Origin of the sequence: Gordonia gummivorans, from assembly GCF_022513585.1 — a bacterium.
Lineage (GTDB): Bacteria > Actinomycetota > Actinomycetes > Mycobacteriales > Mycobacteriaceae > Gordonia.
Map to the genome: position 1 here is coordinate 17315 of NZ_JAKWBF010000025.1, position 26767 is coordinate 44081.

Annotated in this window: 22 protein-coding genes; 10 read left to right on the plus strand and 12 right to left on the minus strand. The window is 65.4% G+C overall.

The features are described from left to right. Nucleotides 1–13: 13 nt before the first annotated feature. The 3 genes from MKW15_RS17420 to MKW15_RS17430 all read right to left on the minus strand — a co-directional run bounded on the left by MKW15_RS17420 (nt 14) and on the right by MKW15_RS17430 (nt 4856). Nucleotides 14–1426 carry a phytoene desaturase family protein gene (locus MKW15_RS17420; protein ID WP_240860395.1) on the minus strand — a complete coding sequence of 471 codons (1413 nt, stop codon included), beginning with the start codon at nt 1424–1426 and terminating at the stop codon, nt 14–16. After that, nucleotides 1423–3273, minus strand: a complete 1851-nt coding sequence (locus tag MKW15_RS17425; RefSeq protein ID WP_240860398.1) for a DUF3556 domain-containing protein — start codon at nt 3271–3273, stop codon at nt 1423–1425. The genes MKW15_RS17420 and MKW15_RS17425 overlap by 4 nt, the downstream gene beginning before the upstream one ends. A 95-nt stretch (nt 3274–3368) precedes the next feature. Beyond that, on the minus strand, nt 3369–4856 hold the full coding sequence (locus MKW15_RS17430) for a class I adenylate-forming enzyme family protein (RefSeq protein ID WP_240860400.1): 1488 nt from the start codon (nt 4854–4856) through the stop codon (nt 3369–3371). 165 nt (nt 4857–5021) lie between these two features. On the opposite strand from MKW15_RS17430, the gene MKW15_RS17435 reads away from it, so the two are divergent. The 3 genes from MKW15_RS17435 to MKW15_RS17445 all read left to right on the plus strand — a co-directional run bounded on the left by MKW15_RS17435 (nt 5022) and on the right by MKW15_RS17445 (nt 8019). Next, nucleotides 5022–5456 (plus strand): nitroreductase/quinone reductase family protein, encoded by a 435-nt coding sequence (locus MKW15_RS17435; RefSeq protein ID WP_240860401.1) that lies wholly within the window; start codon nt 5022–5024, stop codon nt 5454–5456. Between the two features lie 396 nt (nt 5457–5852). Then, nucleotides 5853–6380, plus strand: coding sequence for a hypothetical protein (locus MKW15_RS17440; protein WP_240860402.1), 528 nt, complete (start codon nt 5853–5855; stop codon nt 6378–6380). An 88-nt stretch (nt 6381–6468) separates the two neighbouring features. Continuing rightward, nucleotides 6469–8019 (plus strand): serine/threonine-protein kinase, encoded by a 1551-nt coding sequence (locus MKW15_RS17445; RefSeq protein WP_240860403.1) that lies wholly within the window; start codon nt 6469–6471, stop codon nt 8017–8019. On the opposite strand, the gene MKW15_RS17450 is transcribed toward MKW15_RS17445, so the two are convergent. Together MKW15_RS17450 and MKW15_RS17455 are read right to left on the minus strand one after the other, a co-directional pair. Continuing rightward, the gene (locus MKW15_RS17450; RefSeq protein WP_240860404.1) at nt 8020–9645 is read right to left on the minus strand and encodes an HNH endonuclease signature motif containing protein; all 1626 of its coding nucleotides are present in this window, start codon (nt 9643–9645) and stop codon (nt 8020–8022) included. A 114-nt stretch (nt 9646–9759) separates the two neighbouring features. Further along, nucleotides 9760–10542, minus strand: coding sequence for a M15 family metallopeptidase (locus MKW15_RS17455; RefSeq protein WP_240860405.1), 783 nt, complete (start codon nt 10540–10542; stop codon nt 9760–9762). Nucleotides 10543–10597: 55 nt separating this feature from the next. On the opposite strand from MKW15_RS17455, the gene MKW15_RS17460 reads away from it, so the two are divergent. Both MKW15_RS17460 and MKW15_RS17465 read left to right on the plus strand, forming a co-directional pair. Further along, nucleotides 10598–11302, plus strand: coding sequence for an endonuclease/exonuclease/phosphatase family protein (locus MKW15_RS17460; protein WP_240860406.1), 705 nt, complete (start codon nt 10598–10600; stop codon nt 11300–11302). Between the two features lie 122 nt (nt 11303–11424). Continuing rightward, nucleotides 11425–14676 (plus strand): BTAD domain-containing putative transcriptional regulator, encoded by a 3252-nt coding sequence (locus MKW15_RS17465; RefSeq protein ID WP_240860407.1) that lies wholly within the window; start codon nt 11425–11427, stop codon nt 14674–14676. An 11-nt stretch (nt 14677–14687) separates the two neighbouring features. On the opposite strand, the gene MKW15_RS17470 is transcribed toward MKW15_RS17465, so the two are convergent. Then, nucleotides 14688–15479 (minus strand): oxygenase MpaB family protein, encoded by a 792-nt coding sequence (locus tag MKW15_RS17470; protein WP_240860408.1) that lies wholly within the window; start codon nt 15477–15479, stop codon nt 14688–14690. A gap of 126 nt (nt 15480–15605) precedes the next feature. On the opposite strand from MKW15_RS17470, the gene MKW15_RS17475 reads away from it, so the two are divergent. After that, nucleotides 15606–16760, plus strand: a complete 1155-nt coding sequence (locus tag MKW15_RS17475; protein ID WP_240860410.1) for a serine hydrolase domain-containing protein — start codon at nt 15606–15608, stop codon at nt 16758–16760. 242 nt (nt 16761–17002) lie between these two features. On the opposite strand, the gene MKW15_RS17485 is transcribed toward MKW15_RS17475, so the two are convergent. Further along, nucleotides 17003–19753, minus strand: a complete 2751-nt coding sequence (locus MKW15_RS17485; protein WP_240860412.1) for a cation-translocating P-type ATPase — start codon at nt 19751–19753, stop codon at nt 17003–17005. Between the two features lie 150 nt (nt 19754–19903). On the opposite strand from MKW15_RS17485, the gene MKW15_RS17490 reads away from it, so the two are divergent. Then, complete coding sequence (locus tag MKW15_RS17490) at nt 19904–20401, plus strand: hypothetical protein (RefSeq protein WP_240860414.1); 498 nt, start codon at nt 19904–19906, stop codon at nt 20399–20401. On the opposite strand, the gene MKW15_RS17495 is transcribed toward MKW15_RS17490, so the two are convergent. From MKW15_RS17495 to MKW15_RS17505, 3 genes are all read right to left on the minus strand, one after another. After that, nucleotides 20390–21358: a DUF808 domain-containing protein gene (locus MKW15_RS17495; protein ID WP_240860415.1), complete on the minus strand. Its 969-nt coding sequence runs from the start codon at nt 21356–21358 to the stop codon at nt 20390–20392. The genes MKW15_RS17490 and MKW15_RS17495 overlap by 12 nt on opposite strands. Before the next feature lie 438 nt (nt 21359–21796). Further along, a complete protein-coding gene (locus tag MKW15_RS17500) occupies nt 21797–22195 on the minus strand; it encodes a HepT-like ribonuclease domain-containing protein (RefSeq protein WP_240860416.1) in 399 nt (132 codons plus the stop codon). Beyond that, nucleotides 22195–22668 carry a nucleotidyltransferase domain-containing protein gene (locus MKW15_RS17505; protein ID WP_240860417.1) on the minus strand — a complete coding sequence of 158 codons (474 nt, stop codon included), beginning with the start codon at nt 22666–22668 and terminating at the stop codon, nt 22195–22197. Before MKW15_RS17505 ends, MKW15_RS17500 begins: the two co-directional genes overlap by 1 nt. A 175-nt stretch (nt 22669–22843) precedes the next feature. Between MKW15_RS17505 and MKW15_RS24590 the strand changes: the two genes are divergently transcribed. From MKW15_RS24590 to MKW15_RS17520, 3 genes are all read left to right on the plus strand, one after another. Next, nucleotides 22844–23626 carry a hypothetical protein gene (locus MKW15_RS24590; RefSeq protein ID WP_240860418.1) on the plus strand — a complete coding sequence of 261 codons (783 nt, stop codon included), beginning with the start codon at nt 22844–22846 and terminating at the stop codon, nt 23624–23626. Next, on the plus strand, nt 23623–23910 hold the full coding sequence (locus MKW15_RS24595; RefSeq protein ID WP_240860419.1) for an FGGY-family carbohydrate kinase: 288 nt from the start codon (nt 23623–23625) through the stop codon (nt 23908–23910). The genes MKW15_RS24590 and MKW15_RS24595 overlap by 4 nt, the downstream gene beginning before the upstream one ends. Before the next feature lie 284 nt (nt 23911–24194). Next, the gene (locus MKW15_RS17520) at nt 24195–24545 is read left to right on the plus strand and encodes a hypothetical protein (RefSeq protein ID WP_240860420.1); all 351 of its coding nucleotides are present in this window, start codon (nt 24195–24197) and stop codon (nt 24543–24545) included. A 456-nt stretch (nt 24546–25001) separates the two neighbouring features. Here MKW15_RS17520 and MKW15_RS17525 read toward each other — a convergent pair whose 3' ends face one another. Both MKW15_RS17525 and MKW15_RS17530 read right to left on the minus strand, forming a co-directional pair. After that, the gene (locus tag MKW15_RS17525; protein WP_240860421.1) at nt 25002–25661 is read right to left on the minus strand and encodes a hypothetical protein; all 660 of its coding nucleotides are present in this window, start codon (nt 25659–25661) and stop codon (nt 25002–25004) included. Then, nucleotides 25609–26628 carry a hypothetical protein gene (locus tag MKW15_RS17530; RefSeq protein ID WP_240860423.1) on the minus strand — a complete coding sequence of 340 codons (1020 nt, stop codon included), beginning with the start codon at nt 26626–26628 and terminating at the stop codon, nt 25609–25611. The genes MKW15_RS17525 and MKW15_RS17530 overlap by 53 nt, the downstream gene beginning before the upstream one ends. Between the last annotated feature and the right edge of the window lie 139 nt (nt 26629–26767).

Sequence of the window (26767 nt, forward strand, 5' to 3'; positions counted from 1 at the left end):
CGATCCCGCCCCGTCATCGCAGTCGGCGCAGTCCCGACAGCGCCGCCAAGTGCCCGCACAGGCCGTGCACACCGGCGCCGGGCGGGGTTGCCTGTGAGCAGATGTAGACGCCGTCGACACCGATGGCGTACGGATCGAGGGCGGCACGCGGACGGAACAGCAGTTGTAACCCGTCGTTCGCTCCGCCGATGATGTCGCCGCCCGCGAAATTGGCGTTATACGAATGCATCTGCGCGGTAGTGGTGCTGTGAGTGGCGACGATCCGATCACGAAAGCCCGGGGCAAACCGCTCGATCTGGCCGACGATCGCTTCGGTGGCGTCGCCGTCATAGCCATTGGGTACATGCGCATAGGCGTAGATCGGATTGATGGAGCCGTTGCTGCGCGTCGGGTCCGCGACGTATTGCTGGCCGAGCAGCACGAAGGGCCTCTCGACCATGACGCCCTGCGCCCGCTGGGTCTCCGTGTGGCGCACCTCGTCGAAGTCGCCGCCGAGATGTACAGTCCCGGCGCGGACGAGATCGGGGCAGGTCCAAGGGATGTCGCCGTCGATGGCGAAGTCGACCTTGAAGGCCGACGACCCGGTCCGATACTTGCTGTAGGCGCGTCGTACCCGGGCCGGCATCTGATCGCCGTAGATCGAAAGAACCTGTGCTGGTGACAAATCCAGGAGCACGAGGTCGGCCGGTGGAATGTCGGCGCGAGCACTGACCCGCACACCGGTCTCGATCTTGCCGCCTTCGTCGCGCAGCGCAAACGCCGCTGCAGCGGTGATCGCGCCCGATCCGCCTTCGGCGACCGGCCAGCCGAAGCGATGTCCGCTCGCCGCGATCATCAGGCCCAGCGACGCGGTCAGCGGTCGGTCGAGACGGGTGTAGACGTGCGCGGCGATGCCCCCGTACAGCGCCCGCGCCGTCTCCGTGCGGAACCAGCGTGCCGCCACGGTCGCCGGCAACAGGGCACGCGGGCCGAATGCGGCGAGACGGAGAGGATGGTGCGGCACGTTGACGATGGGCCGCAGCAGATCCTCGCCGAGGGCGTCGAAGTTGCGTGCGAGGTCCCCGAACATCAACTCCCATCGGCGTCCGTCGTCGCCGAGGCCGGCAGCGGTGGCCTCGATCGACCGGTACAGCAGACCTGCCTCGCCCGTGTCGAGCGGATGTCCACAGTCGATCTCTGGCCACCGCCACGTCAGGCCGTGACGATCGAGTCCCACCTCGGCCCAGAACGGCGAGCCGACACCCAACGGATGGAAGGCCGAGCAGTGGTCGTGGATGACCCCGGGCACCGTCAGCTCACCCGAACGCGCACCGCCGCCGATCTCGTCGGATGCCTCGAGCAGCGTCACTTCCACGCCCGCACGGGCGAGCGTGAGCGCGGCGGCGAGCCCGTTGGGCCCGCCGCCGACCACCACAGCAGTGGTCACTGACCCACCTTGTTGGGGGTCTGAGCTACACCGTTGGAGCGCATCTGCGGTTCACGCACCACCTCAGGATCGGTGACGGCGCGACGAGCGTCAACGTCCAGCGTCCAGTCCACCTCGAACGGGATGGGACCGTTGGGCAGCCAGGGCTGCTCGGCGACCGCGTCGCGGACACGATATGTGCCCGTCTCGATGACGCCGAGTGCCGCGTCGATCACCTTGAACCGCTGTGTTCCCCGATGAATCGGCTGGGATTCGATCCAGGCGATCGTGAACTCACCCGGAGCGAAGTTGCAGCGTCGTTGCAGCGCGGCGATCATCTTCTCGTCGTGCAGATGCCCGTCGCCGAAGTTGAAGGCCACCAGCGAGTTACACGAGAACTCCGCCTCCCGGAGCGTGTAGGTGTCGATGTCGTCGCCGAGATGGCGCATCATCAGCGAGAACAGCGCCCGGCCCTGACTGTGCATCGACCGCCACGCCATCATCTGATGCATCACCACGTCGGCCACCTCCGGTTCGTAGGAGGCGAGCAGCTGGGTGCGGGTGTTCTTGGCGCCGCGGACGACGAACTCGTCGAGCTTCTCCTCGGCGCCCGGCGCGAACGCCCAAGTGGCCGATGCCCAGTTGCCCGCGTACTGGCGCATGGACGGCAGGAACGACACCAAGTCGGGCCGCAGATTTCCGAGAATCGGGAAGAAGCACAGGGCGGCGGCGATCAGCACCATCGCCCAGGGCATCGACGTGTCGGTGAGGCCAAAGCCGTCCCAGTTCGGGAAGCCCCAGAAGAGGAAGATCGCGGCGAACGCGAACAGCAGATTCCATTCCAGCGGCACCGCCAACGGGAACGTCGACAGGATGAACAGGTGGAAGCACACCATCAGCGCGACGGCCCCGAGGGTGAGCCACTTGTTGGTGGAGAACAACAGGATCAGCGGGGTGACGATCTCGACGATGGTGCCCAGCACATGGCCAACGCCACCGGCCAGTTTCGACGGCCGCATGTCCTCGGGAAAGTTGCGGTAGTGCGCGCGCTTGATCGCCTTGCTGCCCAGCCACGGTGTGTTGGAGAGCATCGGCGGGATCACCATCGAGAAGTGATGTCCCATCTTCGACACACCCGCCCCGACCCACACCGTGACCATCAGCAACTTGAGGGCGATGATCATGTCCACGAATGGCAGGAAGCCGAAGAAGACGATCGCCGGCAGGTACTGTTCCGAGCGCGCAGCAATGAAGATCACCTTGTCGCGCAATCCGATCACCACCATCAACGCGATGAGCGGGTACATCAGTACAGGGTTCACCAGACCAGCGTTGTCGGCGACCACGGAGTCCAGCGACGTCGAGCTCACACCCGGAAGGACGATGGCCACAACCAGATTCACCAAGATCAGCGAATAGACCGCGATGTCGAACGGCGTGCGGGTGTCACCACGGGTGAACGGCACCTTGTCCGGCCACGGTGGCAGACGAATCGTCTGCGGCCGTAGCCAATACAGGAATCCGCCGGTCATCGGCTTGAAGTGCCCGGCCAGCGGACCCCACGAACCGCCGATGCCGAGGACCTCGACCAGCACCGTCCACAGCAGGGCCTTCTGATAGACAATCGGCTCGTTCCACCACTCGCCGACGTGCAGCGGATTGAGGCCGGACGTCAGGGTGGCGATGGTGATGCCGACGCCGGCGTAGAACACGAACACCTTGACCAGATAGATCAGGTGCACCATTTTCGGTGTGCCGAAGCCGTATTCGGCCCAATGCGCACCGAGAATGCGCAGCCGCTCGAGGAACGGTTTGTCCAGGAAGGTCGCCGGGTCGACCGGCGGGAAGTCGGGTTGGGTCAGTCCCATGGCAGATCTCTCCTCAGTTGATGTGGGTATGGGGGTTCGGGTATGGGGTATCGCCACGACGCCGGGCGGTGCCGTGTGGGTCGCTATCTGTTCGCTCAGGTGGGCAGGGGATCCTTGAGGCTGCTGCGCAGTGGATCTTTGAGGCTGCTTCGCAGGGATGGCTTGTCGATCTTTCCGACGGGGTTGCGCGGTAGCTCGTCGACAACGTGAATACTGCTGGGCAACTTGATCTTTGCCAGCGCACCAGCGATGTGCGCGATGAGCTGCCCCTCGGTGATCATCCGATCGGGATAGGAAACGACAAACGCGACCGGCACTTCGCCGTACAGGTCGTCGGGCATTCCGACGACCGCGACTTCGAGCACGTCGGGATGGGTGGCGAGTGCGTTCTCGATCTCCTTGGGATAGATGTTCTCTCCGCCTCGGATGATCATGTCCTTGATCCGGTCGACGATGGTCAGGTAGCCGTCGGCGTCGAGTCGCCCGACGTCGCCGGTGTGCAGACGTCCGTCGATCACGGTGCTGCTCGTCGCCTCGGGTCGATTCAGGTAGCCGCGCATCACATTCGGCCCGGAGATGACCACCTCACCGATCTCGCCGGTCGGTACGTCGTTTCCGTCCGCGTCGACGATGGCGATGTGCTGGTCAGGCAAGGCGGGTCCGACCGTGCCCAGCTTGCGCACTCCGTCGACCGGGTTGCACGCCGAGGCGCACGTGCCCTCGGTGAGTCCGTAGCCTTCGACGATGGGAATGCCGAGTCGCCTTTCGGCCACCTCCAGCAACTCCTTCGAGATCGGTGCCGCACCGCAGATCGCAAACCGCAGGGAGGCAACGGCATCCGCGGTGAGTCCGGGTTGCGAGACCAGCAACGCGTAGATCGTCGGTACCGCTGAGAAGTACGTCGGCCGAAGTCGTGCGGTGTCGTCGAAGAAGCGCGCGGGCGAGAATCTTCCGGTGATGCTCAGTTGGCCACCGGCAAGCATCGGAGCCAGGAAGCTGACGCAGATCGCATTGACGTGGAACAGCGGTAGCACCAGCAGTGCGTGATCGCGCTCGGTGAGCGAAAGATGCTTGGCCATGGCCGATCCCATGTAGAGCAGATTCGCGTGCGTGAGGCGCACGCCCTTGGGCCGGCCGGTGGAGCCCGACGTGTAGATGAGCAGCGCGTCGTCGGACGCCGTCGGATTTCGCGGAGGCTGCCAGTCCGGCGATGCCTGTTCGGCCAGGTCTTCCGGTGCGATGACGGTACGTGCCGGCGACGTGCAGTCCGGGCCGCCGACAACGATCCGCGCGCCCGAATCGTCCAGCTGGTAAGCCGCTTCCACTGGGGTGAACGCCGGGTTGACCGGAGTCGCAACCGCACCCACCCGCCAGGCCGCGATCATCGTGATCAGCAGCTCGACGCGATTCGGCAGAAACGTTGCCACGACGTCGCCCGCGACAACTCCGCTGCGGCACAGCTGCTCGGCGACCGCTTCGACGCGACGTGCGAACGTGGCGTAGTCGAGCGACACCGAATCGTCGCGGACACACGGAGCAGCGCCGCGTTCGGCGAGGTCCCAGGCGAAGTAGCTACCGGTCACGTTTGTTGCCCTTTCGGTGACGATGGGGTGTGATCCAGGACACTATGTGCGGATGAACGCGCTGGGTACGGCCTACCAAGCCAGAGTTCGGGGACCGAATTGTGCTGAGAGGACAATCGGGGCTGCGAGACTTGACGCAGTCGTTCGTTGGCGAAAGGTCTCGTGATGGCATCGCTCTTCATCCGCACGCTGCAGGCTCACCAGTGGCTCTACGAGCACTCCGGTGGGCTCGTCGGGCATCGGCTGCTGTTCGGCAATCCGACGCTCCTGCTGCGGACCGTCGGGCGTCGTACCGGTGAAAACCGCTGTAGTGCACTGACATACGGCCGCGACGGGGACGCCTACCTGGTGGTTGCTTCCAACGGCGGTTCGCCGAGGCCGCCGGGCTGGTTGGCCAACGTCAAGGCCAAGCCGGACTGCGAGATCCAGGTGGGCCGCACACGTCTACAGGTGGTTGCTCGGCCGACCTATCCCGACGACCCGGATTACGCCCGGCGATTCGAGATCGTGGATAAGGTCAACCAGGGCCGATACACCGGCTACCAGAAGAAGACGTCCCGGCCGCTGGCCATCGTCGAATTGAGGCCGCCACACGGGTGATGCCATCGGGCAGTCACTGCCCATCGCTGTCGGCGTGATGATCAGTCCACTCCCGATTGTCGCATGGTGTTGTTGCTGGTCATCGGTGCGAAACTGATCGGCGACGGCATCACCATCCTGTGAGCACCCATCTGCGGTGACCTCCCACCCGAACCACCGGCGTACGAGAAGTCTCGAGAACCGGAGGTCATCGTGGAGTCATCAAGTGGTTGCAACTCAAGGCGAGGTCGTCATCGCGCACCCGAACGTCGCCGTTGGGCGGGGTGGGTAGCTGCGGGGTCGGCCCCGGCCGTCCTGGCGTTCGCCGGCGCCGGACTGGCATCAGCCGAGACCACCGCACCGGCCCGACATCCTGCGGTGTCGGTGCACCAGTCGGGCGATCGCACCGGACCTGGTGTGCGTGCGCTTCCTCGCTCAGCGCCACTGCCACGACTCGATCCGGCGAAGTTCCGGGCGCCGCAGCGGACCGAACCGGTCCGGCCGATCGTCGCGCCGCGCGGAACGGTGCGGATCGGCGATCTCCAGGCTCCAACGCCGAATTGGATGAACTCGCAACAACGCTCCCAGGTGAACAACGCTGCAGCAGACGCTGAGGCGCAGGTCGCCACTGCTGCCGATTCGGTTGGCCTACCCGCCGCCCGTTCGGATCGGGTGGCCGCAGCGGTCGTCGGTGATTCCGCCGCAGGTGCCGCCATCGCCACGGCCACCGTCGGAGCTCCGCTCGCGGCCGCAGGTGCGCTGGTCGGAGGTGTCGCCGGATTGATCGTCGGCGTGCCGTTCCTGCCGGCCGGCCTGGTTGCCGGTCCGATCGCCGGCGCGGCCATCGGCGCAGCGGCCACCGCTGCCCCGTTCACCGCACTCGGCGCGGGCATCGGTGCCGGCGTCGGATTGGCTCGCGGATTGGCCGAACCACCGCACCGCTGAGGTCTGCTGTCGTCCGTTCGGACGCAACCCTGCGTGCTGACGTGACACTCTCTGTGTGATTGCCGATGCTCTACACAGGGAGGTCAGCATGGGTGCCAGCGGGACGCGGTTGGCGGCGGGCGACGTGATCGCCGGCTACACCGTCATCCGGACGTTGGGGCGCGGCGGGATGGGCACGGTGTACCTCGTGCAGCATCCGCGCCTGCCGCGGAATCAGGCGCTGAAGGTGTTGGCGTCGACGCTCGGCGGCGATCCGTCGTTCCGGGAACGCTTCCGACGCGAGGCGGATCTTGCATCGCGCCTCGATCATCCGAACATCGTCAACGTCCAGGACGCCGGGGTCGAGGACGACGTCATGTGGATCGCGATGCAGTACGTCGACGGGACCGACACCGCGGCGATGCTCCGCGACAGCGACGGACCCCTGCAGGCCGACGCGGTGGTGGGCATCATTGCTCAAGTCGCGTCGGCGCTCGACTACGCGCATGCGCAGGGGCTTCTGCATCGTGATGTGAAGCCCGCCAATGTCCTGGTGACAGCCGGGCACGGCGGTACTTGGCGGGCGCTGATCGGTGATTTCGGTGTGGCCCGTCTGATGACCGACTCCACCGATCTCACCGGCACCGGCAACATGATCGGGACCCTCAACTATGCGGCCCCCGAAATGTTCGGTGGCGCGCCGCTCACACCTGCGGTCGACGTCTATGCGCTCGGCTGCACGCTGTATGAGTTGCTCGCCGGGCAGCCTGTCTTCACCCGGCCCGACCAGCTCGGCCTGATCGGCGCGCACGCACACGCGCCGGTCCCGCGTCTGTCCGAGGTGCGTCCCGATCTACCGGTCGCACTCGACGACGTGATCTTTCGAGCGCTCGCCAAGCGGCCCGAGGACCGCTTCCACACGTGCACCGACCTGGCTGCGGCAGCATCTGCCGCGTTGCATGAGAAGCCAGCTCCGACAACAACTCTGGGACGAACGGTGTTGTCGCCACCCGCGTATCGTCCGACCGAGATGCGCCCCACCACGGCTGTCGGGCGACCCAACTTCAGTGGGCCGGCGCCGGCCTATCCGCCGCCGGGGAACCGCCCGCCGACCGGACCGCCCCCTGGTGGGCCGAGCCCCACTCCCCCGCGTCGTACGGGGTTGATCGCGGCCGCGGTGGTCGGGGTTGTGGTGTTGGTGGCGGCCATTGCGATTGCCGCGGTGGTTCTCACCGGTGGTTCCGACGACACACCGAGCGCCGCGGTGCAGACCACACCCACCACCGTGGGTTTGTCCGTCACGGAGACGTCACCGCCGACGACCGCCTCGACCACTGCGGAGGCATCGCTGACGGGAACCTGGCGTGGTGCGGTGTCGGGAGATCAGACGGGCTTCGACGTCGTCGCCACCATCACGTCGAATCAACCGGTCGCCGCCACAGTCGAGTATCCGCAAATCGGTTGCGCCGGAACATGGACCGAGAAGTCTCGGCAGGGGACGACGGTGATCCTGACCGAGAACATCACCCGCGGCACCTGCGTCACGTCGGAGATCACCATCACCCCGATCTCCGACGATTCGCTCTCGTACTACTCCAGCTATTTCTCGCAGTCGCAGAACCGGACGTTCGTCATCAACGCGACGCTGCGGCGCGTGTGACTAACCGATCCCGAGGTGCTCTTCCAGCATCCCGACGAGCCGATTCTCGATCACTGATTCCGGGTTGATGGTTTGTCGGAGTTGGAGTCGGGCGAGTTCGTTTCGCGTGCGGGCGTTTTCGAGCAGCCGGAAGTGCCCGACGACACTGTCCTCGGTTGCCTGTGTGTCACCGTCGTCCGGCGGCCCGTGGATTTCCGCACGCACTCTGTTGAGGTGTGCGGTGAATCCGGCGGCGATGTCGGGGAAGCGGTTGATGCGTGCAGGGTTGGGTGGTGCGCCGGGGTGGGCGTTGAGTCGCCACGCGCACCGTCCGGCGTCGGGGCCGTCCTCGATGATCCAGGTGGTGAACTGACCCGGTTTAGGCCCGACTCGCCGGTTATGCGGTGGGCAAGCCGGATACAGTTCGGTGATGTCGGTGTTGCCGCCCAACGCGAAATCCAGTTTGGCGTGGTGTATTTCAACGTGGGTGGCCGGTTGATCACAGTCCGGTGCCGAACACCGCTCCCCGCCGATGCGAACAAACGACGCCAACCGTTGAGCCATGGAGGCCAACCGCTTACCCCGACCAAGGAACAGCGGCTCGGGCTTCGCGCCATCAAAGATCGCCAGCCACGGCTGCACCTGTCCGGCCATGCCGATCAGTTCAGAGATCGGGATGACCCCACCGGTGGCGGTGGTCGCCACCCCGGACCCCCGGACCAAATCCGCCAGGTTGGCTTTGATGATCAGCTGGATCGGCAGACCGCGATGGGTTGTGCCGAGCAGACCGTCTTCCAACACCGCTTTCAACAACGCGTTGAGCGCGTCGTGATTGCACTGGGCCACCGACCGCCCGTCCCGCAGAGCGGCCGCGGCCACCACGTTGGGGTCGGCATCCTCATACGGCCCGGACGGCGACTCGGGGTCCTGTGGGTTGTTCATTCCGGGCTGCGCCCACGCGGCCAACATCGTCGCAAATCGGTTTGCCAGAACAGGATCGAGCGTGCCGGTGAGCTTTGACGTGCCGTCGGCGCGTTGCTTGTTCATCCACAGATTGCGGCGCCGGGCGCGGTCGGCGTCGTCGGACAGGGTGCCGTCGGGGTCGAGATGACCGAGGAGGCGTTGTCCGGCGGTGGCGATGTCGTTGGGGGTGTGTTCTTTGGCGATGTCGACCATCTGCCGCTCGGCCGCAACCTGCACGTCGTGCGGGGTGGTGTGCGGGATCTGATCGAGGGTGTCGAGCACGGCGCGGATGTGTCCGTGTCCGATGCTGCCCTCGGCGAACGCTTCGGCCACCGCGGGGAAGCGGGGTTCGCGTTCTTCGCCGGTCGGCTGGCGGAAGGTGGCGGTGACGGCCATCTGGGCGCGGCGTCGGCCCGGATCGGACACGCGCAGGCGGGCGTTGAAGAAGTTGGTGGGGCTGCGATATCCCATGCGGTGGGGCAGATCTCGATCCGACACCTCGACCAGCTGCCGGTCCCCGGCATAAGTCATCCGAGCCAGAGCCTGCTCATGGGCGGCAGCGACCTCCACCAACTCGTCGTCGGTGCACGCTGTGAGATCAGCCTCGACCAACTCGTCGAGCAGGGCATGGACCTGCGCCACCAACTCCGCTGCGCGTGACGTGCCGCCGATAGTTGTGGTCATCCGATGCTCACCCCCGAAAGCCGTCCCCTCGAACTTGTGTTCGAGAGTAACCGCTCCGAGCGGCCCGCGCAAGGGATTTCTCGAAAATTCTTTCGATGAGTTTCTGGCGGCTGCTCAGTAGGGCGGAACGTCGATGATCGGTCGTCGGACGTCCGCACCGGCACCGTCGAAATGCCACCACTCGCCCGAGTACACCGACAGCCCGCCGGCGGACATCGCCGACCGTAATCTTGCGCGATTACGTTGTGCCACCGCGGAGACTCCGTCGGTCGCGTACGCGGTTGCCGCAGGCGTGAAGGAGTCGAAGTCGGTACCCATCTCGACGAGGCAACGGTCGGCGATGCGCCGGTTCGGCGGGCAGCCGGGTCGTCGCGCGGCCAACGTGACGTCGACCGACCTGCCCGACTCGTGACTGCGCGAATACGGCCCCGGCGCAGCGACCCACGCGGGATTCGACACCTTCTCGTACATGGTCTGCTGCACCGAATGCGGGCGGTAGCAGTCCCAGAACACCAACACCTCGTTGCTGCGCCGTAGTTGTTGCGCGGCACGACGCAGTCCCGGACCCATCGACCGGTGAACCAGGCAGCGTGCATTGGCCGAGTACAACCGCACCCCGACAAAGTTGTTCGTCGTCGCATACCGCAGATCGATCAGCGCATCGGGCACAACGCTGCGTACATCGATGAATCCGACCGACCGGGCGTTGGCCGACACCGGCGGAATCCGCGTCGGCGATGCAGTGACGCTGCCTGGCGGCGAGATGATCGACGGGCTCACGTTCTGCGACGGCGACGCCGAAGCCGTTCGTTCCGACAGGGTTTCGTTGGCGCACCCGACCGCGACGGTGCCGGCCACCAGCAGGGTGACCAACCGCAGAACCGATCGTCGACGCATTGGTGTGTTTCTACCACGTCTCCGATGCACGAGCGTCGAGTCATAGGCTTGCCATGTGCACGCGAACACCATCACCGTGGCCTCGTGGAACACCGAATGGGCGCCGAACTCCGGCAGGGGTGTGGCGGTACGGAAGCAGATCGGTGCCGTCGACGCGGACGTCTGGGTCGTGACCGAGGGGCAACACTGGTTGCTACCCGACAGCGGGCACGCCGTCGATGCGGGTGACGACTGGGGGTATGACGCAGCTGCCCATCGCCGCAAGACTCTGCTGTGGTCGCGTTGGCCGTTGACCGACATCGTTCGGCTCGACCGGGGCGCCGGGAAAGGCCGCGTGGTGACTGCTCGGAACCACACTCCGATCGGTGAGATTCAGATTCTGGCCGTGTGTATTCCGTGGGCGAGTGCGCACGTGACCACCGGACGCAAGGACGCCACCAATTGGTCTGAACACCTCGAATGTTGTGACCAGATCGCCGGTCTCGCATCCGGATTCGACCCGTTGGTTCCCACAGTGGTGGCCGGCGACTTCAACCAGCGGATACCTCGCGCACGCCAACCGATCCGAGTAGCGGAACGTCTGACGGATCTGCTGACGCCTTGGCGCGTGCACACCGCCGGAGAGGTCGAGCATGGTCCACTGATCGATCACATCGCGTCCACGATGGAGGGCGTCGAGCTTCTTGCGTGGCCGGGTCGTGTCGACGGCATCCGGTTGAGTGACCATTCGGGTGCGATGTGCCGTCTGCGCTGCACGTGACCGGCCACGAGGGGTCGCTTGCCGCATCAGTGTCGTGACCAACCGCCCCACGTCGAACGTTGCGCGCCGGTACGCTCATCACCACCTGCCGGCCCGACGCTCCACGAGGTGCGTGATCACCCATGACGTCACAGGACTTCCCCGTGTCGATGCGTCTCTCGGGATCGGTGTCGGTGACCGTCGGCGGTGAGACAGCCGTCATCAGGTCCCGCCGCGAACGCGCGGTGCTGGCGCGACTGGCCGCCGCGGGAGGGCACATCGTCTCCTCGGATCGGCTGATCGACGATCTCTGGCATGGCGAACCACCGCCCAAGGCGCTCGCGGGTCTGCAGGTGCACATCTCCAATCTGCGTCGCGTGCTCGAACCCGGTCGCGCGCCGCGCACTCCTGCTCAGATCCTGGTCAGCGACGCGCCCGGTTATGCCCTGCGACTGCCGCGCGAGGCCGTCGACCTGTGGCGTTTCGAGGATCTCGTGGGCTGTCCCGAATCAGACGTCGGCATCCGCCACACCCGGCTCACGGAGGCGCTGGAACTGTGGCAGGGCGTGCCGTTCGGCCCACACGCCGAGGACGACTGGGCCCGCGGCGAGGTGGCCCGTCTGTCCGAATTGCGTCTCGCAGCAACCGAAGCGATCGCGTCGACAGCCCTCGAACTCGGCAGGGACGCCGAGGCTCTCGCCGCGCTTTCCGGCTTGCTCGAGGTGCACCCCGACCGGGAGGAACTCTTCCGGCTCACCGCCCTCGCGCAATACCGACTCGGTCGCCAGGCGCAAGCACTTCAGACTTTGCGAACGCTGCGCGAGTATCTTGCCGACGAACTCGGCGTCGACCCATCACCGCCCTTGCGGGAACTCGAATCGGCTATTTTGCACCATGATTCGCGGATTCAGCGAGCACCGGCGTCGGTAACCGCGCCGGCGCCCGTCGCCACCACACCTCGCCGCGTCGACCCTGCTCCCCGACGGACAGGACCCGAAGCGGCGCGTCGGGCCGAGCTCGGAAAGGTCGAGGTGCACGCCGCGTCGACACTGCAGTCCGGCGCGCGGTTGGTGTGGATCACCGCAGAGGCCGGCGGCGGGAAATCGACTCTGGCCCAACATGTCATTCGCCGGCTGGGCGAGGAAGGGTGGACGACTGCCATCGGGCACTGCCCGGAGGTCGAGGGTGCGCCAACCGCATGGGCGTGGCGAGAGGTCCTGACCGGCCTCGGAGCGGAGATCGATACCGACGACCCGTTCCGCATCGCACGAAAGGTCCTCGATGCGTGCGCGTCCGCGCCGACGGATGGCGTCGGAACCGTGCTTGTCCTCGACGACGTTCACCGCGCCGACAGCGCCACCCTGCAGATCCTGCGCCAGCTCACCACCTGGCTCGCCGATGTGCCGGTGCTCATCGTTGCCACGTACCGGCCGTCGGAGGCCGGCGGCGAATTGCTGGCCAGCGGTGCGGCTTTGCTCTCGGTCACGGCCGACCATCTGGCGCTGTCGGGACTCACCGATGCGGGTATCCGGGCCGTCGCGGGCGAGGCCGGGCTTCGCCCCGTCGACGACGAGACGATGGCCCTGCTGCGGTCCCGCACGGACGGTAACCCGCTGTTTGTCCGGGAACTCGCGCGGCTGATCGCGTCACGCGGCCGCGGGGATGCCCGCACCGGAGTGCCGCGCGGTGTGCGGGAAGTGTTGTTGCGCCGCATCGAACAACTGCCGCCGGCGACCGTTGCGGTGCTGGAGATGCTGTCGGTGTCCGGTCGTACCGCCGACACCGACGCGCTGGTCTGCCTGTGCACGGTGAGTCTCGGTTCCGAGAACGCGGTGCTCGACGCGCTCGACACCGCGGTGGTCGCAGGTTTGCTGGCCGTCGAATCCGACGATGTGCGCTTCAGTCACATCCTCATGCGCGACGTCGTCTACGACGCGATACCGACCCTGCGCCGGCGACGAATGCATTGGCAGGTGTTCCGGCAGCTGGAAACCCGCGCGCCGACAGAGGAACTCGCCGTGCACGCCGCTCTCGGAGCCACCGGTGCGACGGTTGCCGAGGCACTGCCGATCGTCGAAGCAGCAGCCCGGCAACGGTTCTCCACCGCGCTCGCTGCCGACTCGGTCGAGTTGTGGCAGCGGACGGTGGATCTGCATCTGCTCGCGGGGCACGACGCGGCGTCGGCTCCGATCGGTGACCGGACGGCACTCGTTGAGGCACGCTGCAATCTGGTCACCGCATTGGCCCACCGCGGCGATGTGGCGCTCGCGCGAGAGAACCAGCGTGATGCCATCCTGCTCGCGGAATCGCTCGGTGACCGGGCGATCATGGTGCAGGCATTGACCTGCTGGCGCACCCCGTGGATCTGGGGAACACAGACGAAAGGCGTTCTGGACACAGAGATCGCATCGGCGCTCGACCGAACGCTGGCCGACGCGACCGGCGCCGAACGCGTGGCACTGTTGGTGGCAGCCGTGCTGGAGTACGAGAGTGCCGACGAACGGCTCGCCGCCGAGTACGGTCGCGAAGCGCTGCGACTGGCTCGGGATCTCGACGATCTCGAATTGCGCTGTGCTGCTTTCAATGCCCGGGTGTTCACCGCCGTTGGACCGGACGATCGTGCCGAATTCACCGTGATCGCCGAGGAGTTCTTGGACACCGCGCGCGCAGCCAAAAGCCTCGCCTATCAGGCGGCCGCGCACTTCTTCTTGTTCATGCTTCGGCTCGCGCAAACGGACCTGCCCGATGCGATCGAGCAGATGCGACTGGCGATGAGCACCGCCACGAGCGGGCGCCTCGGGCAGTTGGCGATCGTGCTCATGTCGTTCAGCGCCGTGCTGGAGGTGCTGCGCGGCAACCTCGACGCTGCCGAGATCATCTATGCTGCCCTCACCGCTCAGCTTGTGGGAGCAGGAATTCCAGCAGGCGCCGACTTCCATGTGCTCTCGGGTGTGTGCCTCGGTTGGCACCGCGGCAGCATCGCCCCCATCGCCGACGACCTGGCCGCCATCTATGCGCGCGCACCCCGGACGGTGGCGTGGACGCAGGTGATCGCGCTGCTCGACACCGGCCGCGTCGACGAGGCACGTGCGCTTGCCGAGAGTGACCCGCCGATCAGCCGGGACTACTACTGGACCGGCAACCAGGCCTTTCATGCCCGCGCACTGATTCGCCTCGGCATGGTCGAAGAAGCGAGACAGCTCTACGACGAGCTCCTCCCGTGGTCCGGCTCGATCGCCGGATTAGACGCTGCGAGTGTGGCTTTCGACCCGATGGACCTTCTCTTAGCCGACCTCGCCGAGCTGGTCGGTGAATCCGAACAGGCTGCGCGGCATCGTGAGCTCGCACGCGAAGTGTCCGCGAAGGTCGCGCGCGATCTCGCCGGGATCGGCTGAGGGGCAGGCAGTCACTTCGACCGCCGCGCAGCAATCACTCTGTCGCGCACCTCGTCCGGCCAGATGTTGCGTGTCGGCGCCACTGCGTCGATCGCCGAAAGTCTTGCTGCATAACGCTTCAGGGCGCGTCGGTCTCCGTCGGACTGCGTGATGCCCAGGTACTCGGCGGCGACCGGGTGCTGGATGGCCCGCACTGCGGCGGTAGGGAGCTTCTTGAAGAACCAGTAGTCGGGTCGCAGGAGTTGATCGCGGTACCAGGCCACGCCCGGTTCGGGGTCGAGTTCGGTCGCGAGTGCATATGCGAAGTACTCGTCGAACTCGGCAAGGGTCGCGGGCATCACGCGCGACGAGATACCGAAGCGGCGATACCACTCACAGGTCTCGGCGTAGAGCTGTTCCCGCATTGGCTCGGTCAGGCCGCCGAAGAAGACATCGACGCACGTGAACAGGGCGTCGACGTAGGTGGCGTGCTCGAAGAAGAACACGTCGGGGTTGAGCGCGTGGTAGCGCCGACCGTCGGGGCGTTGGCCGTGGAACTCGTCGTGGCTGTAGCGGATCATGCGCACCTCGTCGAAGTCCGCGTCGTAGGCCGACCGCACGATGCACGGTGCCGTGCGCTGCTTGTGCACAAAGACGCGCCGCTTCACCAGCGAGAACTCGTGGGTGGCCGACGCGATCGACGGGTGCAGCATCTGCAGCGAGACCGCCCGGCAGATCGACATGACGAACCGGCGGTCGCCGAGATAGCGCCACAGCAGTGAGTTCTCGTCGAGCGTGACATCTGCGTCGTTGCTGATGGTCATCGTGGCACCCCCGTCGGACCGATTATCTGATCACAACTGTAGTCAGACTTGGCCGCCGTTTCGCCCCCGGTCACCAAACTGCGACCTACCATCGAGACGCGGGGATCACCGAGTGAGGAGACCGACGTGGGCAATGGCGCCGACATCGAGGTACACGGCGAAGCGGACTCGCGCTTCGCCGGCGTCCGGGACGCGCTATCCGAGCAACTTGCGTCGGGTGAAGAGCTCGGTGCCGCGATCGCCGTGGATATCGACGGCGACCTCGTGGTCGACCTGTGGGGTGGTCACCGCGATGCGGCTCGCACGCTGCCGTGGGACCGCGACACCATCGTCAACGTGTGGTCGACGACCAAGGAGGTCACCGCCCTCGCGGTGCTGATGCTGGTCGAGCGGGGCCTGGTGGATCTGTACTCGCCGGTGGCCACCTATTGGCCGGAGTTCGCGCAGAACGGCAAGGAAGCGATCGAGGTGCGCCACGTCATGGCGCACACGTCGGGGGTGTCGGGCTGGGATCAGCCGTTCACCATCACCGACATGTACGACTGGGACAAATCCGTCGGCCAGTTGGCCCGGCAGGCGCCGTGGTGGGAGCCGGGTACCGCGTCGGGCTATCACGCGCAGAACCAGGGGCATCTGCTCGGTGAGATCGTTCGGCGGGTGACGGGCAAGCACCTCAAGCAGTTCGTCGCCGACGAGATCGCCGGGCCGCTCGGCGTCGACCTCCAGATCGGGGCCAAGCCTGAGGACGACGACCGGATCGCGGAGATCATTCCGCCACCACCTCTCGATCTCGACTTCTCGTCGGTGCCCGCCGACTCGCCGATGATCCGCACCTTCACCGGTCCGGTCGCAAGTGCCAACGCCGCCAACAGCATTGCGTGGCGTCGTGCCGACATGGGCGCGCTCAACGGACATTCGAATGCCCGTGCGCTGGCGCGGACACTGTCGGCGATCTCTCGCGGTGGGTCGGTCGATGGCGTGAACCTGTTGTCCGAGAAGACGATCGACCACATCTTCGACGAGCAGGCGCGCGGCGTGGATTTGGTTCTCGGCGTGCCGTTACGCTTCGGGATCGGATTCGGCCTGCCTGAGCCCGTCACCGTCCCGTCGCTGCCCGACGAGCGAATCTGTTTCTGGGGCGGCTGGGGAGGATCGGTGACCGCGATGTTCCCCGACCGGCGACTCACCATCTCCTATGTCATGAACAAGATGGGGCCGGGCATCATCGGGTCGGACCGATCTGACGCCTACACCCGCGCGATCCTGGCGGCCGTGCCGTAACTTCGTGGCCGCTTCCCTCCGCTCCCTGAGGTGTGAGGAGCGCAAGCGACGAGCCTCGAAGGGCAGGTGACGAACGCTGATCTCCCTCCTCATCGTCCTGCTCGTCCTCGGCACTGCCGCCTCGGCCTGCGCCGTCATCGCGGCCTACGTCTACCTTCGGGATCGCCCCGACCGCGATCGCGAGACTCGAGATCGACTGGCACGACGATGGCTTGTGGCCACCGCCATTCTGGGGTTGTCGGTCATCGTGTTGCGGTTTGTGTGGGTGTTGTTGCTGTGATCCCCTGTACCGGAAAGGCAATACGCACCACGGCCTTCCGGATCTCCTCCGCCCAGAGCACCGACGATGCGACCGCCACCGCGAACGCCCACTGCGGAGCTGTCAGCGACGTGGTGTCGAAAAGGTTCTGCAGGAAACCGACATTCAGCACCGCGATCTGCAGGATGATCACGCCGACGATGGCGAACCACACGGCCTGATTGGTGAACGTCTGCAACGAGAACACCGAGTGGCGATCCGACCGCACGTTGAGCAGGTTGAAGACCTGGTAGAAGACGAAGGTCGTGAAGCCCAGAGTTGTTGCGAACAGGGCGTCGTCGGCGCTGTCGGGGAAGATGTCGTCGGCGAAGACGAGCACGAGGATCGTGCCCACCGACATCACGACACCCAGGAACAGGATGCGGACCAACCGATTTCGGTTGAGGAGTTGTTCCGACGGTGACCGTGGTTTCTCACGCATGACGTCGGGTTCGGTGGGGTCGACGCCCAGCGCCAGCGCCGGCGGGCCGTCCATGATGATGTTGACCAACAGGATCTGCAACGCCGTGAACGGTGCGCCGCCGGCGATACCGAACACCCCCGCGGTGAGGAAGATGATCACGAATCCCCATGCGGTGGTGAGCTGGAACTTCACGAACTTGATGATGTTCGCGTAGATGCCACGCCCATCACGCACGGCCGCGACGATGGTGGCGAAGTTGTCGTCTGTGAGGATCATCTTGGCGGCGCCCTTGGAGACGTCGGTGCCGGTGATCCCCATGGCGATGCCGATGTCGGCCTGTTTGAGCGCGGGTGCGTCGTTGACGCCGTCACCGGTCATGGCGACGACGTCACCCGCCTTCTGGAGGGATTCGACGTAGCGGATCTTGTGTTCGGGCGCGACCCGGGCCAGGACCCCGAATCCTTCAGCACGAGATACGAGTTGGTCGTCGTCGATCTGGTCGAGGTCACTACCCGACACGGAGTCGCCGTCGATGCCGAGATCGTGGGCGATCGCGCTCGCGGTGGTGAGGTGGTCGCCGGTGATCATGTGGACGCCGATGCCTGCACCGTGTGCGATCTTGATGGCTTCCCGCGCCTCGGGGCGTGGCGGATCCAAGATGCCGACGACGGCGTAGACGACGAGGTCCTGCACCGCGTCGAACAATCCCTCGGCGTCGGACGGCAGTGTTTCCAGGGTGCGCCCGGCGATCATCAAGGTGCGTAGCCCTTGGCGTGCAAGGGAATCCACTGCGTCGGTGATGCGGTCACGGTCGGCGTCGGTGAGTTCACGCTCGCCGTCGCCACCGCGCAGACGATTGGCGCGAGTCAGCAGAACGCCTGGCGCACCCTTCGCGTAACAGCGCACCCGGTCCTGCGGGTTGGGTGTGCTGGTCTCGTGGAAGGTGGCCATGAACTTGTAGTCGGAGTCGAACGGAACCTCACCGAGGCGCGGATGACTTTCCCGCGCACCCGCGACGTCGATGCCGCCCTTCTCCGCGAGGACCACGAGCGCGCCCTCGGTCGGGTCGCCGACGAGCGTTCCGTCGGAGACCGACGCGTCGTTGCACAGCGACATCGCCAGATAGGCGCGGCGGAAATCGGGCAGCGGTTCCTCACCGTCGCTGAGGATGTTGCCGTCGGTCGCGTACCCCTCACCGGTGACGCGGTAGCTCTTGCCGCCGGCCAGGAAGCGTCGCACCGTCATCTCGTTGAGCGTGAGCGTGCCGGTCTTGTCGGTCGCGATCTGGGTGGTGCTTCCCAGCGTCTCGACCGCGGCGAGCTGTTTGATGATGGCGCCGCGTTTCGCCAGCCGCGACGCACCCAGCGCGAGAGTGAACGCGACGACGGCGGTCAGGCCCTCGGGGATGGTCGCGACGGCAAGCGACACGGCGGTGAGGAGGAGGTCGTCCCACGACTCGCCACGAAGCAGACCCAGAACGAACACGATCACGACCACGACGATCGCGATGATCGTCAGCAGTGTCGCCAGCTGATCGATGCGACGCTGCAGCGGGGTCTTGTCGGTGCCCGCCGAGCCGAGCAGCCCGGCGATCTTGCCGATCTGGGTGTGCATGCCGGTCGCCGTGACCACCATGACGGCGCGGCCGCGGGTGATCTCGGTGTTCATGTAGAGCATGTTGGTGCGGTCGCCGACGGGGAGGTCGGGGTCGTCGAGGGCTTCGGTGGTCTTGTCGACGGGCTGCGACTCACCGGTGAGCGCCGCCTCGGCCACCTGCAATCGCGCCGCCTCGACCACTCGGCCGTCGGCTGGTGTCGCGTCACCGGCCTCGAGGAGAACGACGTCGCCGGGCACCAGATCGGTGCGATCGATCTGCTGCTCACGACCGTCGCGCCGGACGCGGGATCGCGCGATGGACATCGTCTGCAGCGCCTTGAGACTCTCCTCCGCGCGCGACTCCTGGACGTAATTGAGCACCGTGTTCAACGTGATGACCAGCAGGATCACCACCGGCGTCTCCCACTCGTGCGACACCCCCGCGCTCACGGCGGCGGCCGCGATGAGCACCAGCGTCATCTTGTCGGCGAGCAGCCGGACGATCTTGCGCAGAGCGGATTCGCCGGCTTGTTCGTCGAGCCGGTTGGCGCCGGAGGTTTCGCGTCGATGCGCTGCTTCGGTGTCGGAAAGTCCCTGTGCGGTATCGACATTCAGGGTCGTGGTGATGGTGTCCGGACTCGACGTGTGGACGGTGTCGGGGTCGATGTCAGCCATGGCGCTCCTTCGCGACGTCCCGCGTTCGAGCACGGGGTCTCACCGTGAATCTGAGTTGAGCTAAGCACAGATCACTACTCGTCGGGCGCTTGCCGACTCCCTGGCAGATCTGGTGTCTTCCTGCACGACGTCGTGGTGAGATCCGCATCGATGACACGCGACATGGGCGTCAACTGGATAATCCAGACGACGACGCTGACCGGTGTCATCGGTGCGGTTCGCGCAGTCAGGAAAAACGAGTTCTCGGAGGTAACGATGCCGACCAACGGTTGGGAGTTCTGGCGTCTCATCCGCGTCGACGATGAGTCGGTGGACTGGCTGGCAGCCACCAAGCCGAACGCCCGCGCTTTCATCGATCAGCGCAAGGTGTGGACGCTGATCCCGAACCGATCGATGTTCATCGCCAACTGGTTTGTGACCGAGGACCATCACCGCGGCTCCGATTACTTGTGGACCCACGAGAACATCGACGTCGACGAAGCGCGCGAGATCGCACTCGAGGTTCCCGACATTGGTGGCGACGAGTTGCAGCGCATCACCAGCCCCAAAGCTGGACTGACGCTGGACCAGATCGACCGCTATCCGGTGGAGAAGGTGCTGGGCAACCGCGTGGCGACAGTGTTGAGTGCTCGGCGATCACGCCGCTGACTCAGCAGGCTCCTTCTTTTTGCGCCGCGGGATGAAGTGCATGATCACCACGATGATCACGCCGACCACCAATCCCACGAGCGCCGACACCACCGTCCCAGCGGTCCAACTCAACAGTCCCCCGAATCCATGGGCGAGTTCTTCGAACCAGTGCTCGATGTCGTGTAGACGGTCGGCGGGCCAGTGGAATCCGGCCTCGCCGACGTTGACGATCAGAATGTGGCCACCGACCCACAGCATGGCGGCGATGCCGACGACGGTGAGCGTGGACATGATCTTCGGCATCGCCTTGACCAGGCCACGCCCAATTCGCTGGCTGACCGTCGACTCGCGCTGCGCCAACGACAGCCCGACGTCGTCCATCTTGACGATCACTCCGACCACGCCGTAGACGAGGATCGTGATGAGGAAGGCGACGACGATGAGCACCAACAGCCGTGTCAGGAATGGTTCGGATTCCACCGACGACAACGAGATCACCATGATCTCCGCCGACAAGATGAGGTCGGTGCGGATCGCGCCGTTGACCATCGTCTTCTCGAACTCCGGGCCCTTCTCCGCAGCCGGCACGTCGTCGTCGGCGTGGTCGTGGGAGTGTCCACCGCCGAACGCCTCGTACACCTTCTCGGCGCCCTCGTAAGAGAGGAACAGACCGCCGGCGATCAGCAGATACGGCAGCGCCTGAGGAAGAAACTGACTGAGGATCATCGCCACCGGCAGGATGATCAGCAGCTTGTTGCGTATCGACCCGATGGCGATCTTGCGGACGATCGGCAGCTCACGGTCAGGGGTGAAGCCGTGGACATACCGGGGCGTCACGGCGGTGTCGTCGACCACCACGCCAGCCGCCTTGACACTGGCCTTACCGGCTGCCGCGCCGATGTCGTCGATCGATGCCGCGGCCACCTTGGTCAGGGCCACGATGTCGTCGAGCAGGGCAACGAGGCCACCAGCCACAGGAACCTCCAGAGAAGCGAGCGCGAGTCAACGAACAGTATGGCCCACCGGTCAGTCTGACCGGGATCGGCAATATGACCGATGCGCGTGCTGCCCTGGCCGGCCTAATCCGGCGACGGTGCGAGATCACTGGCTCGGACCGTGAACCCGCCACGTTCGCGGGCATGTCGAAGCGCGCTCTCGGGGGCTCTCTCGCCCACATCCTCGGGGAGGTCGTCCTCGCCCAGGCATGGCGTGCGCTCGTCGGGTGTGGCGAGGTTGAATACCGTGCCGCTCACTCTCAGCACGTGGAAGCAAGGTAGCCAGCCTGCGCGCTCGATGCTGCCGCGCCGGCTGCGGTCGAATCGCTTGAGCTCGCCGTCGTTGGACCGCGCGCAAACCCTGGTGAGTGGTTGTCAGGCAACGCAAGTTCTCCTCGACGGAAGCCTCCGCTCCGCTTCACTCGACTTCGCCACGCGGGGCTTCGTGATCCGTACCCAGCGCACTGTCCTCGATGACCGTGGAAGCACCCTCGATGAGCGCACTCAACGACTCGTGCCAGGCAGGCAAGTCCCTGGAAAGGGTGAGCCAGCTGAGTTCGCGGTTGATTTCGTCGTACTGGTGGATCAGAAAGTTGCGATTGGCGACTGCGAGCGACCATTCGACGCCCTCGGGCGCAAGGAGTCCTACCCTGGAGAGTCGATTGGCGGACTCACCGAGCTTCATCATCAGGGAGTCGCCAGCCTCCTGCAGCAGATGATCGCCCATGTAGGCGTCCTTGCCGCGGCTGTTGATTTCCTCCACGTGTAGCAGCCAGGCGTGGATATGTAGGAGCTCCTTGGCCGCTTTCCGGTCCATCAGAGCAGCACTGCCTCTCGACGAATGTCATCGTCGACGGTGGGCTTTAGGCCGCCGTACTCGACGAGATCGATCTCTCGCCCGAGGACCTTCTCGAGCAGCTGTTTGAAGCCGACGAAGTCGAACGACGACGTCGCCTCGGGCGCCTCGACAAGCAGGTCGATATCCGACGTGGGATGCGCCTGATGGCGAGCCACCGAACCGAACACCGCCATCCGGGTGTATCCGCGTTCGGCCGCAAGGGTTTTGAGGACAGGCGCCGCAGCTTCCAACAGAACCTCCGGGTGAACATTGTCGAGGTCGGGAGCGAACTTGAGTTGCTGACTGACGGCCGGCTGCGTGATATCGAGGATCTCCGCGATCTGGCGTTGGGACTTCCCGGTCGCGGCCAGCGCTCGCAAGGCAAGGATGCGTCGCAGGCGCGCAACATCTTCGGCACGCCGCGCGTTGCGGTATTCGGCAACCAGACCCATAAGTCAACCTTATCACCGGTCGGAACGAGTGGCGGTCCAAACTTTGGGCGCCGGCACTGTAAGCAAAACCACAACCAGCCTTCATCGTTTGACCAGCTAACAGGTTCATTCTGAATGGTGGTAGACCCCATCGGGCCCACCTACGCAGAGACAACGGACGTCGGCGGAGGTTCACGTGAGCGTCGTTCTCGGGCTTCATCTTCAATCGGATCGCGTGCTGGCCGCAGTCGGCCCAGACGGCTCGGCCGGCGAGTCGCGACAGGTATTCCCGGCATCTCTGCGATGGCCGGCCGACACCGCACCGACGCTGCCCGACCGCCGGAACCACGACGCGATCTACCGCCATTTCGTCGACCACATCGGCGACCCGCGTCCGCTCTCGGTCCCGGGCGCACCGGATCGGCTGGCCGACGACCTCGCCGCCACGCTGATCGCGACGGTCGTCGCCGCCGTCGAAAGCAGCCGACACGAGCACGTCTCGCGGGTACTCATCGCGCATCCGACGTATTGGACGGTGGCCCAGCTGTCGTCGTTTCACACCAGCCTCGTAGGGGCCGGGCTCGGCGAGAACCGCGCCCTGCTTCTCGCTCCAGACATCGACGTCGCCCTGGGGTGGATCGACCACACCAAGGACTCGTCGGCGCGCAACAGGTTTCGGTGTGCGATCTGCGTGCCGAGAGCGCGATCGTCGGCCATGCCCGACGGCCGCGCTCGGGTCATCTCACGGCTGTCACCGCACACGGCTATCCCGGTCTCGGCGTGTCCCGCCTCGACGAGCGTCTCGGACGCCGTGTCCTGGCCAGATCGGCCCGCGCCGGCCGCCCGGTACCGCGCCATCCGGCCCTGCTCGCCCAAGTGCGTGCAATCTGCGCCGAGACTCGAAACACGTTGCATACCGGTTCGATTCGAGTGGAGGTCGCGGCGCCCTGCACGCGTCGCATCGAAAAGCACAACGTGACAATTCATCCCGACGACGTCTACCAACTGGCCCGCCCCCACTCCGCCGAGATCGTGCGCGCCCTGCAGCGTTGCGCCGCACCTGGCGCAGAACCCGACCGCGTCGTCCTGATCGGCTCGGCACCACGCTTCCCGCTGCTTGCCGAAGCCGTGGCCGCGCGGTTCGGCTGCCCGGTGATCGTGCCCGACGATCCCGAGTTCGCCTGTGCGCGAGGGGCCGCTCTACTGGCTGAGGCAGCGCCCAACCCGCGGGCAGCACTGCCGATTCCGGATTCCGTCGTCTGAGCGTGCCGCGGTCGAGCCGAGCGCCGAACTGGGTTGATACGTCGACGGCCACCTGCTGAAGCTCGCCGGTTCTTGCCGCTCGGTGTAGACCTCACCCGGGCACACACTTCCCATCGACAGGTCATCCGGCAATCGAAACCAACCCGCACTGCGCCTGTTCACATAAGTGCAGGCCGCTCGTGTCCGCCGAATAGACCCGGTCTCGCCGCTGCGGTCCGCGCACTCTTTTTGTCGGACCATCCGGCTACAAACAGCAGCAGTACTTGACTGCCGAGGAGGCGCGCATGACGAGCTGGGCTGACTTGGCACCTTGGCTCCTGGCGATGACCGGTGTCTTCACGGTCATCAAGGGGGCATCGAAGGTGATGGCGAAATCACCGCGTGAACAGCTGGCCTTGTGGTCAGCACGTGTTGAGGCATCGGCCGAGATCTCCACGGGCATTGCCGTGTTCCTCCTGTTCTACGCGTGGGTGTCGCAGTACACCGACGGGACCTTGTGGGCACTGAAAGTGGCTGCCACCGCTGGCGGCGTACTCCTCGTGGTGCTCTTCTTCGTCAGCATCTTCGAATTCGGCGCTACCCGATATCGCGGCGGAGAATCCTCCCAAACCATGCCCGGAGACGCCCGGACATGAGGTTCGAGCGCAGCGAAGTCCCCGAAATCTCAACCTCGGCGCTCCTCTAGCCGACCGAACTGGACGAACAGCGAGGCCACAGTCCGACAGGACTGTGGCCTTGTATCTGCTGCTGTGGTGCCGCTCGTGGTGTGCAGTCCGTGATGGCTGGTCAGCCACCGGGCCAGCGATGGGTGTCCGGGGAATTTGTCCCTGATGTCCGGAGAATTTTCGGCAGTCGACGACGGGCGCCGGATCGGCGCGCGTGCTCCCTGAGTCGCTTGCTGACAACTGGGCACGGGCACTCGCACGCCCGACGGCCTTCTGCTCGTCGGTGGTTCTGCGCTGATTTCACGAAGTCATCGCAATTCTGGTCCCAGAATGTTCGGAGAATTACCGCCTGGTGGAGACACGACGAGGGATGGACTCCATGGGAGACCATCCCTCGCAGGTGTGAAGTTGTTGACGTGCCCCTAGCTAGCTGCGGGGCGGCTCCGTGGCCGGATCATGCCCCAGATCGTCGGTGAGTTGCTGCCACCGTTCGTCGATCGACTCGAAGTCTGGGATGCCCCGGTGTTTGAAGCCCTGGATCGTCAGCCAGTTCACGACCGCGAATGCGACCGCGATAGTGATGCACACGACGGGCTCACGCCGGGCCCCGTACTTGAGGTGCTCCAAGCCGGTGGATGGGCGCCGTCGGACGAGGTCGAACCGTTGCTCGGTGAGCGCGCGATAGGCCTCGTAGGTGATGGCGTGCATCCACGATCCGGGAATGTATTGGGAGTGCTGTTGCCGCTGAACCTGGTCGTCGGTCAGGGTGACCACCGTCGCCTTCTGTCGGCAGCTCCGGTATACGGGTACCTCGGGGCCTGGGTCGATGAATGGCAGATCGTCGCGACCGTCCGTTGCCGGATTGAGCCAGCGTGCGCAACGGACGTTTCCGAGAGCAGCTGGGCACGTGAACTCCATTTTCATCACCCGCTTGCCGTCACTACCTCGTTTCGGTCGGCCTCGACGTTCCCCGGCTTCGTAGGCTCTGCGATTGACTCCCATCACCATCGGCATCATCCGCTTGAGGCGCACATCATGGGCCTCCCACGCGTCCTTGTCGAGGATGGTGCGCAGGGGTCGAATCATGCGCCGACCGTTGTAGAGTTCGACCGCGGCCGGACAGTAGAAGTTTCCTTCGATTTGCGTCGGGCCGGGGGCGTTCTTCCGGTTCGCACCGGTCGGGTCGACGGCTGGCAAGACCAGCGAAGTCCAATGCTCCGGATAGCGGAAGATCGCCGCGTATCCGTTCGCGATTTGCCACCCCCCCCCCCCAGCCCTTTTTCAAATATCCCATGTCGGCGACGAGCAGTGGGCGGCGGGCATTGGCGGCCTTTGACCGGGTATCGAAGCCCGCCTTGCGGTGGAAGCGAACCGCTTCGTCGAGTCCTTCCAGCGACCCGGACGTGGGTTTGTGGATCGAGAGGCCTGTGAACAGGGGTGGAACGCTGTGTAGGTTCCCTACCGGGCCGACAGAAGTGACTGCCGTGACTTCGATGCCCCAGCCACGTTTCTTGGCGATCTTGTTGCCTTCGGAATCGAGACGGTGGCGGGCGTCGCGTCGGTAATTCGCCCCGGGATATGCGGCTGCTCGCCGTCGGTTCTCTTGGCGGGTGAACTCGGGCGACGGGCCAGCAAGGTCGACGATCATCCCGTCGACAACCAGATCACCTCGTCGGCCTGCACGAAGTGCGGGATCAATCCACGCTGCAACGATTGCGTTAACGACTTCGGCGCGGCGCTCACCCGCGAGCTTGTAGGCGGCTTGCTGCTCGGGTGTTCGTGTTCGCTCAATCGCTCGGGACTGGTCGACGGTGATGCGACTGGCGGGTTGGTCGGGTCCGGAGTCCAAGCACTCCAACTCGGCGTCGAGCCATCCAGCGAAGCTCTTGTAGGCGCGCTCGAAATTGCTGCGCATAGGATCAAGGGCCTTGTCGTCGATACCGACCTCAGCAAGCTGCTCAGCACTGAAGTCCAGGAGGGTGCGAAAGGTTCCGGTGATTGTGGGCGGCTGGGATAGCAGGCCCCGCACGATCAGCGCCGTCTGCCAGCCCACGATCGTGTAGGGCAGGCGACGCCGCCCTCCTTGCGATGGCCGGCGCTGTTGCTTGTTCCACCCGGCGATTAGTTCAGCGATTCCTGAACCTTTGGCCATCGCAAGGGCGGTGGCGAAGGTCTGGGGAGAGGGTGTGCAT

Excerpts from the sequence above, each read along its gene's own strand:
- MKW15_RS17485 (WP_240860412.1), bottom strand. The coding sequence starts at position 19,753 with ATGGCTGACATCGACCCCGACACCGTCCACACGTCGAGTCCGGACACC.
- MKW15_RS17525 (WP_240860421.1), bottom strand. The coding sequence starts at position 25,661 with ATGATTCGACCCCTGCGCACCATCCTCGACAAGGACGCGTGGGAGGCC.
- MKW15_RS17450 (WP_240860404.1), bottom strand. The coding sequence starts at position 9,645 with ATGACCACAACTATCGGCGGCACGTCACGCGCAGCGGAGTTGGTGGCG.
- MKW15_RS17500 (WP_240860416.1), bottom strand. The coding sequence starts at position 22,195 with ATGGACCGGAAAGCGGCCAAGGAGCTCCTACATATCCACGCCTGGCTG.
- MKW15_RS17465 (WP_240860407.1), top strand. The coding sequence starts at position 11,425 with ATGACGTCACAGGACTTCCCCGTGTCGATGCGTCTCTCGGGATCGGTG.
- MKW15_RS17505 (WP_240860417.1), bottom strand. The coding sequence starts at position 22,668 with ATGGGTCTGGTTGCCGAATACCGCAACGCGCGGCGTGCCGAAGATGTT.
- MKW15_RS17470 (WP_240860408.1), bottom strand. The coding sequence starts at position 15,479 with ATGACCATCAGCAACGACGCAGATGTCACGCTCGACGAGAACTCACTG.
- MKW15_RS17490 (WP_240860414.1), top strand. The coding sequence starts at position 19,904 with ATGACACGCGACATGGGCGTCAACTGGATAATCCAGACGACGACGCTG.
- MKW15_RS17520 (WP_240860420.1), top strand. The coding sequence starts at position 24,195 with ATGACGAGCTGGGCTGACTTGGCACCTTGGCTCCTGGCGATGACCGGT.
- MKW15_RS17455 (WP_240860405.1), bottom strand. The coding sequence starts at position 10,542 with ATGCGTCGACGATCGGTTCTGCGGTTGGTCACCCTGCTGGTGGCCGGC.
- MKW15_RS17445 (WP_240860403.1), top strand. The coding sequence starts at position 6,469 with ATGGGTGCCAGCGGGACGCGGTTGGCGGCGGGCGACGTGATCGCCGGC.
- MKW15_RS17425 (WP_240860398.1), bottom strand. The coding sequence starts at position 3,273 with ATGGGACTGACCCAACCCGACTTCCCGCCGGTCGACCCGGCGACCTTC.
- MKW15_RS17435 (WP_240860401.1), top strand. The coding sequence starts at position 5,022 with ATGGCATCGCTCTTCATCCGCACGCTGCAGGCTCACCAGTGGCTCTAC.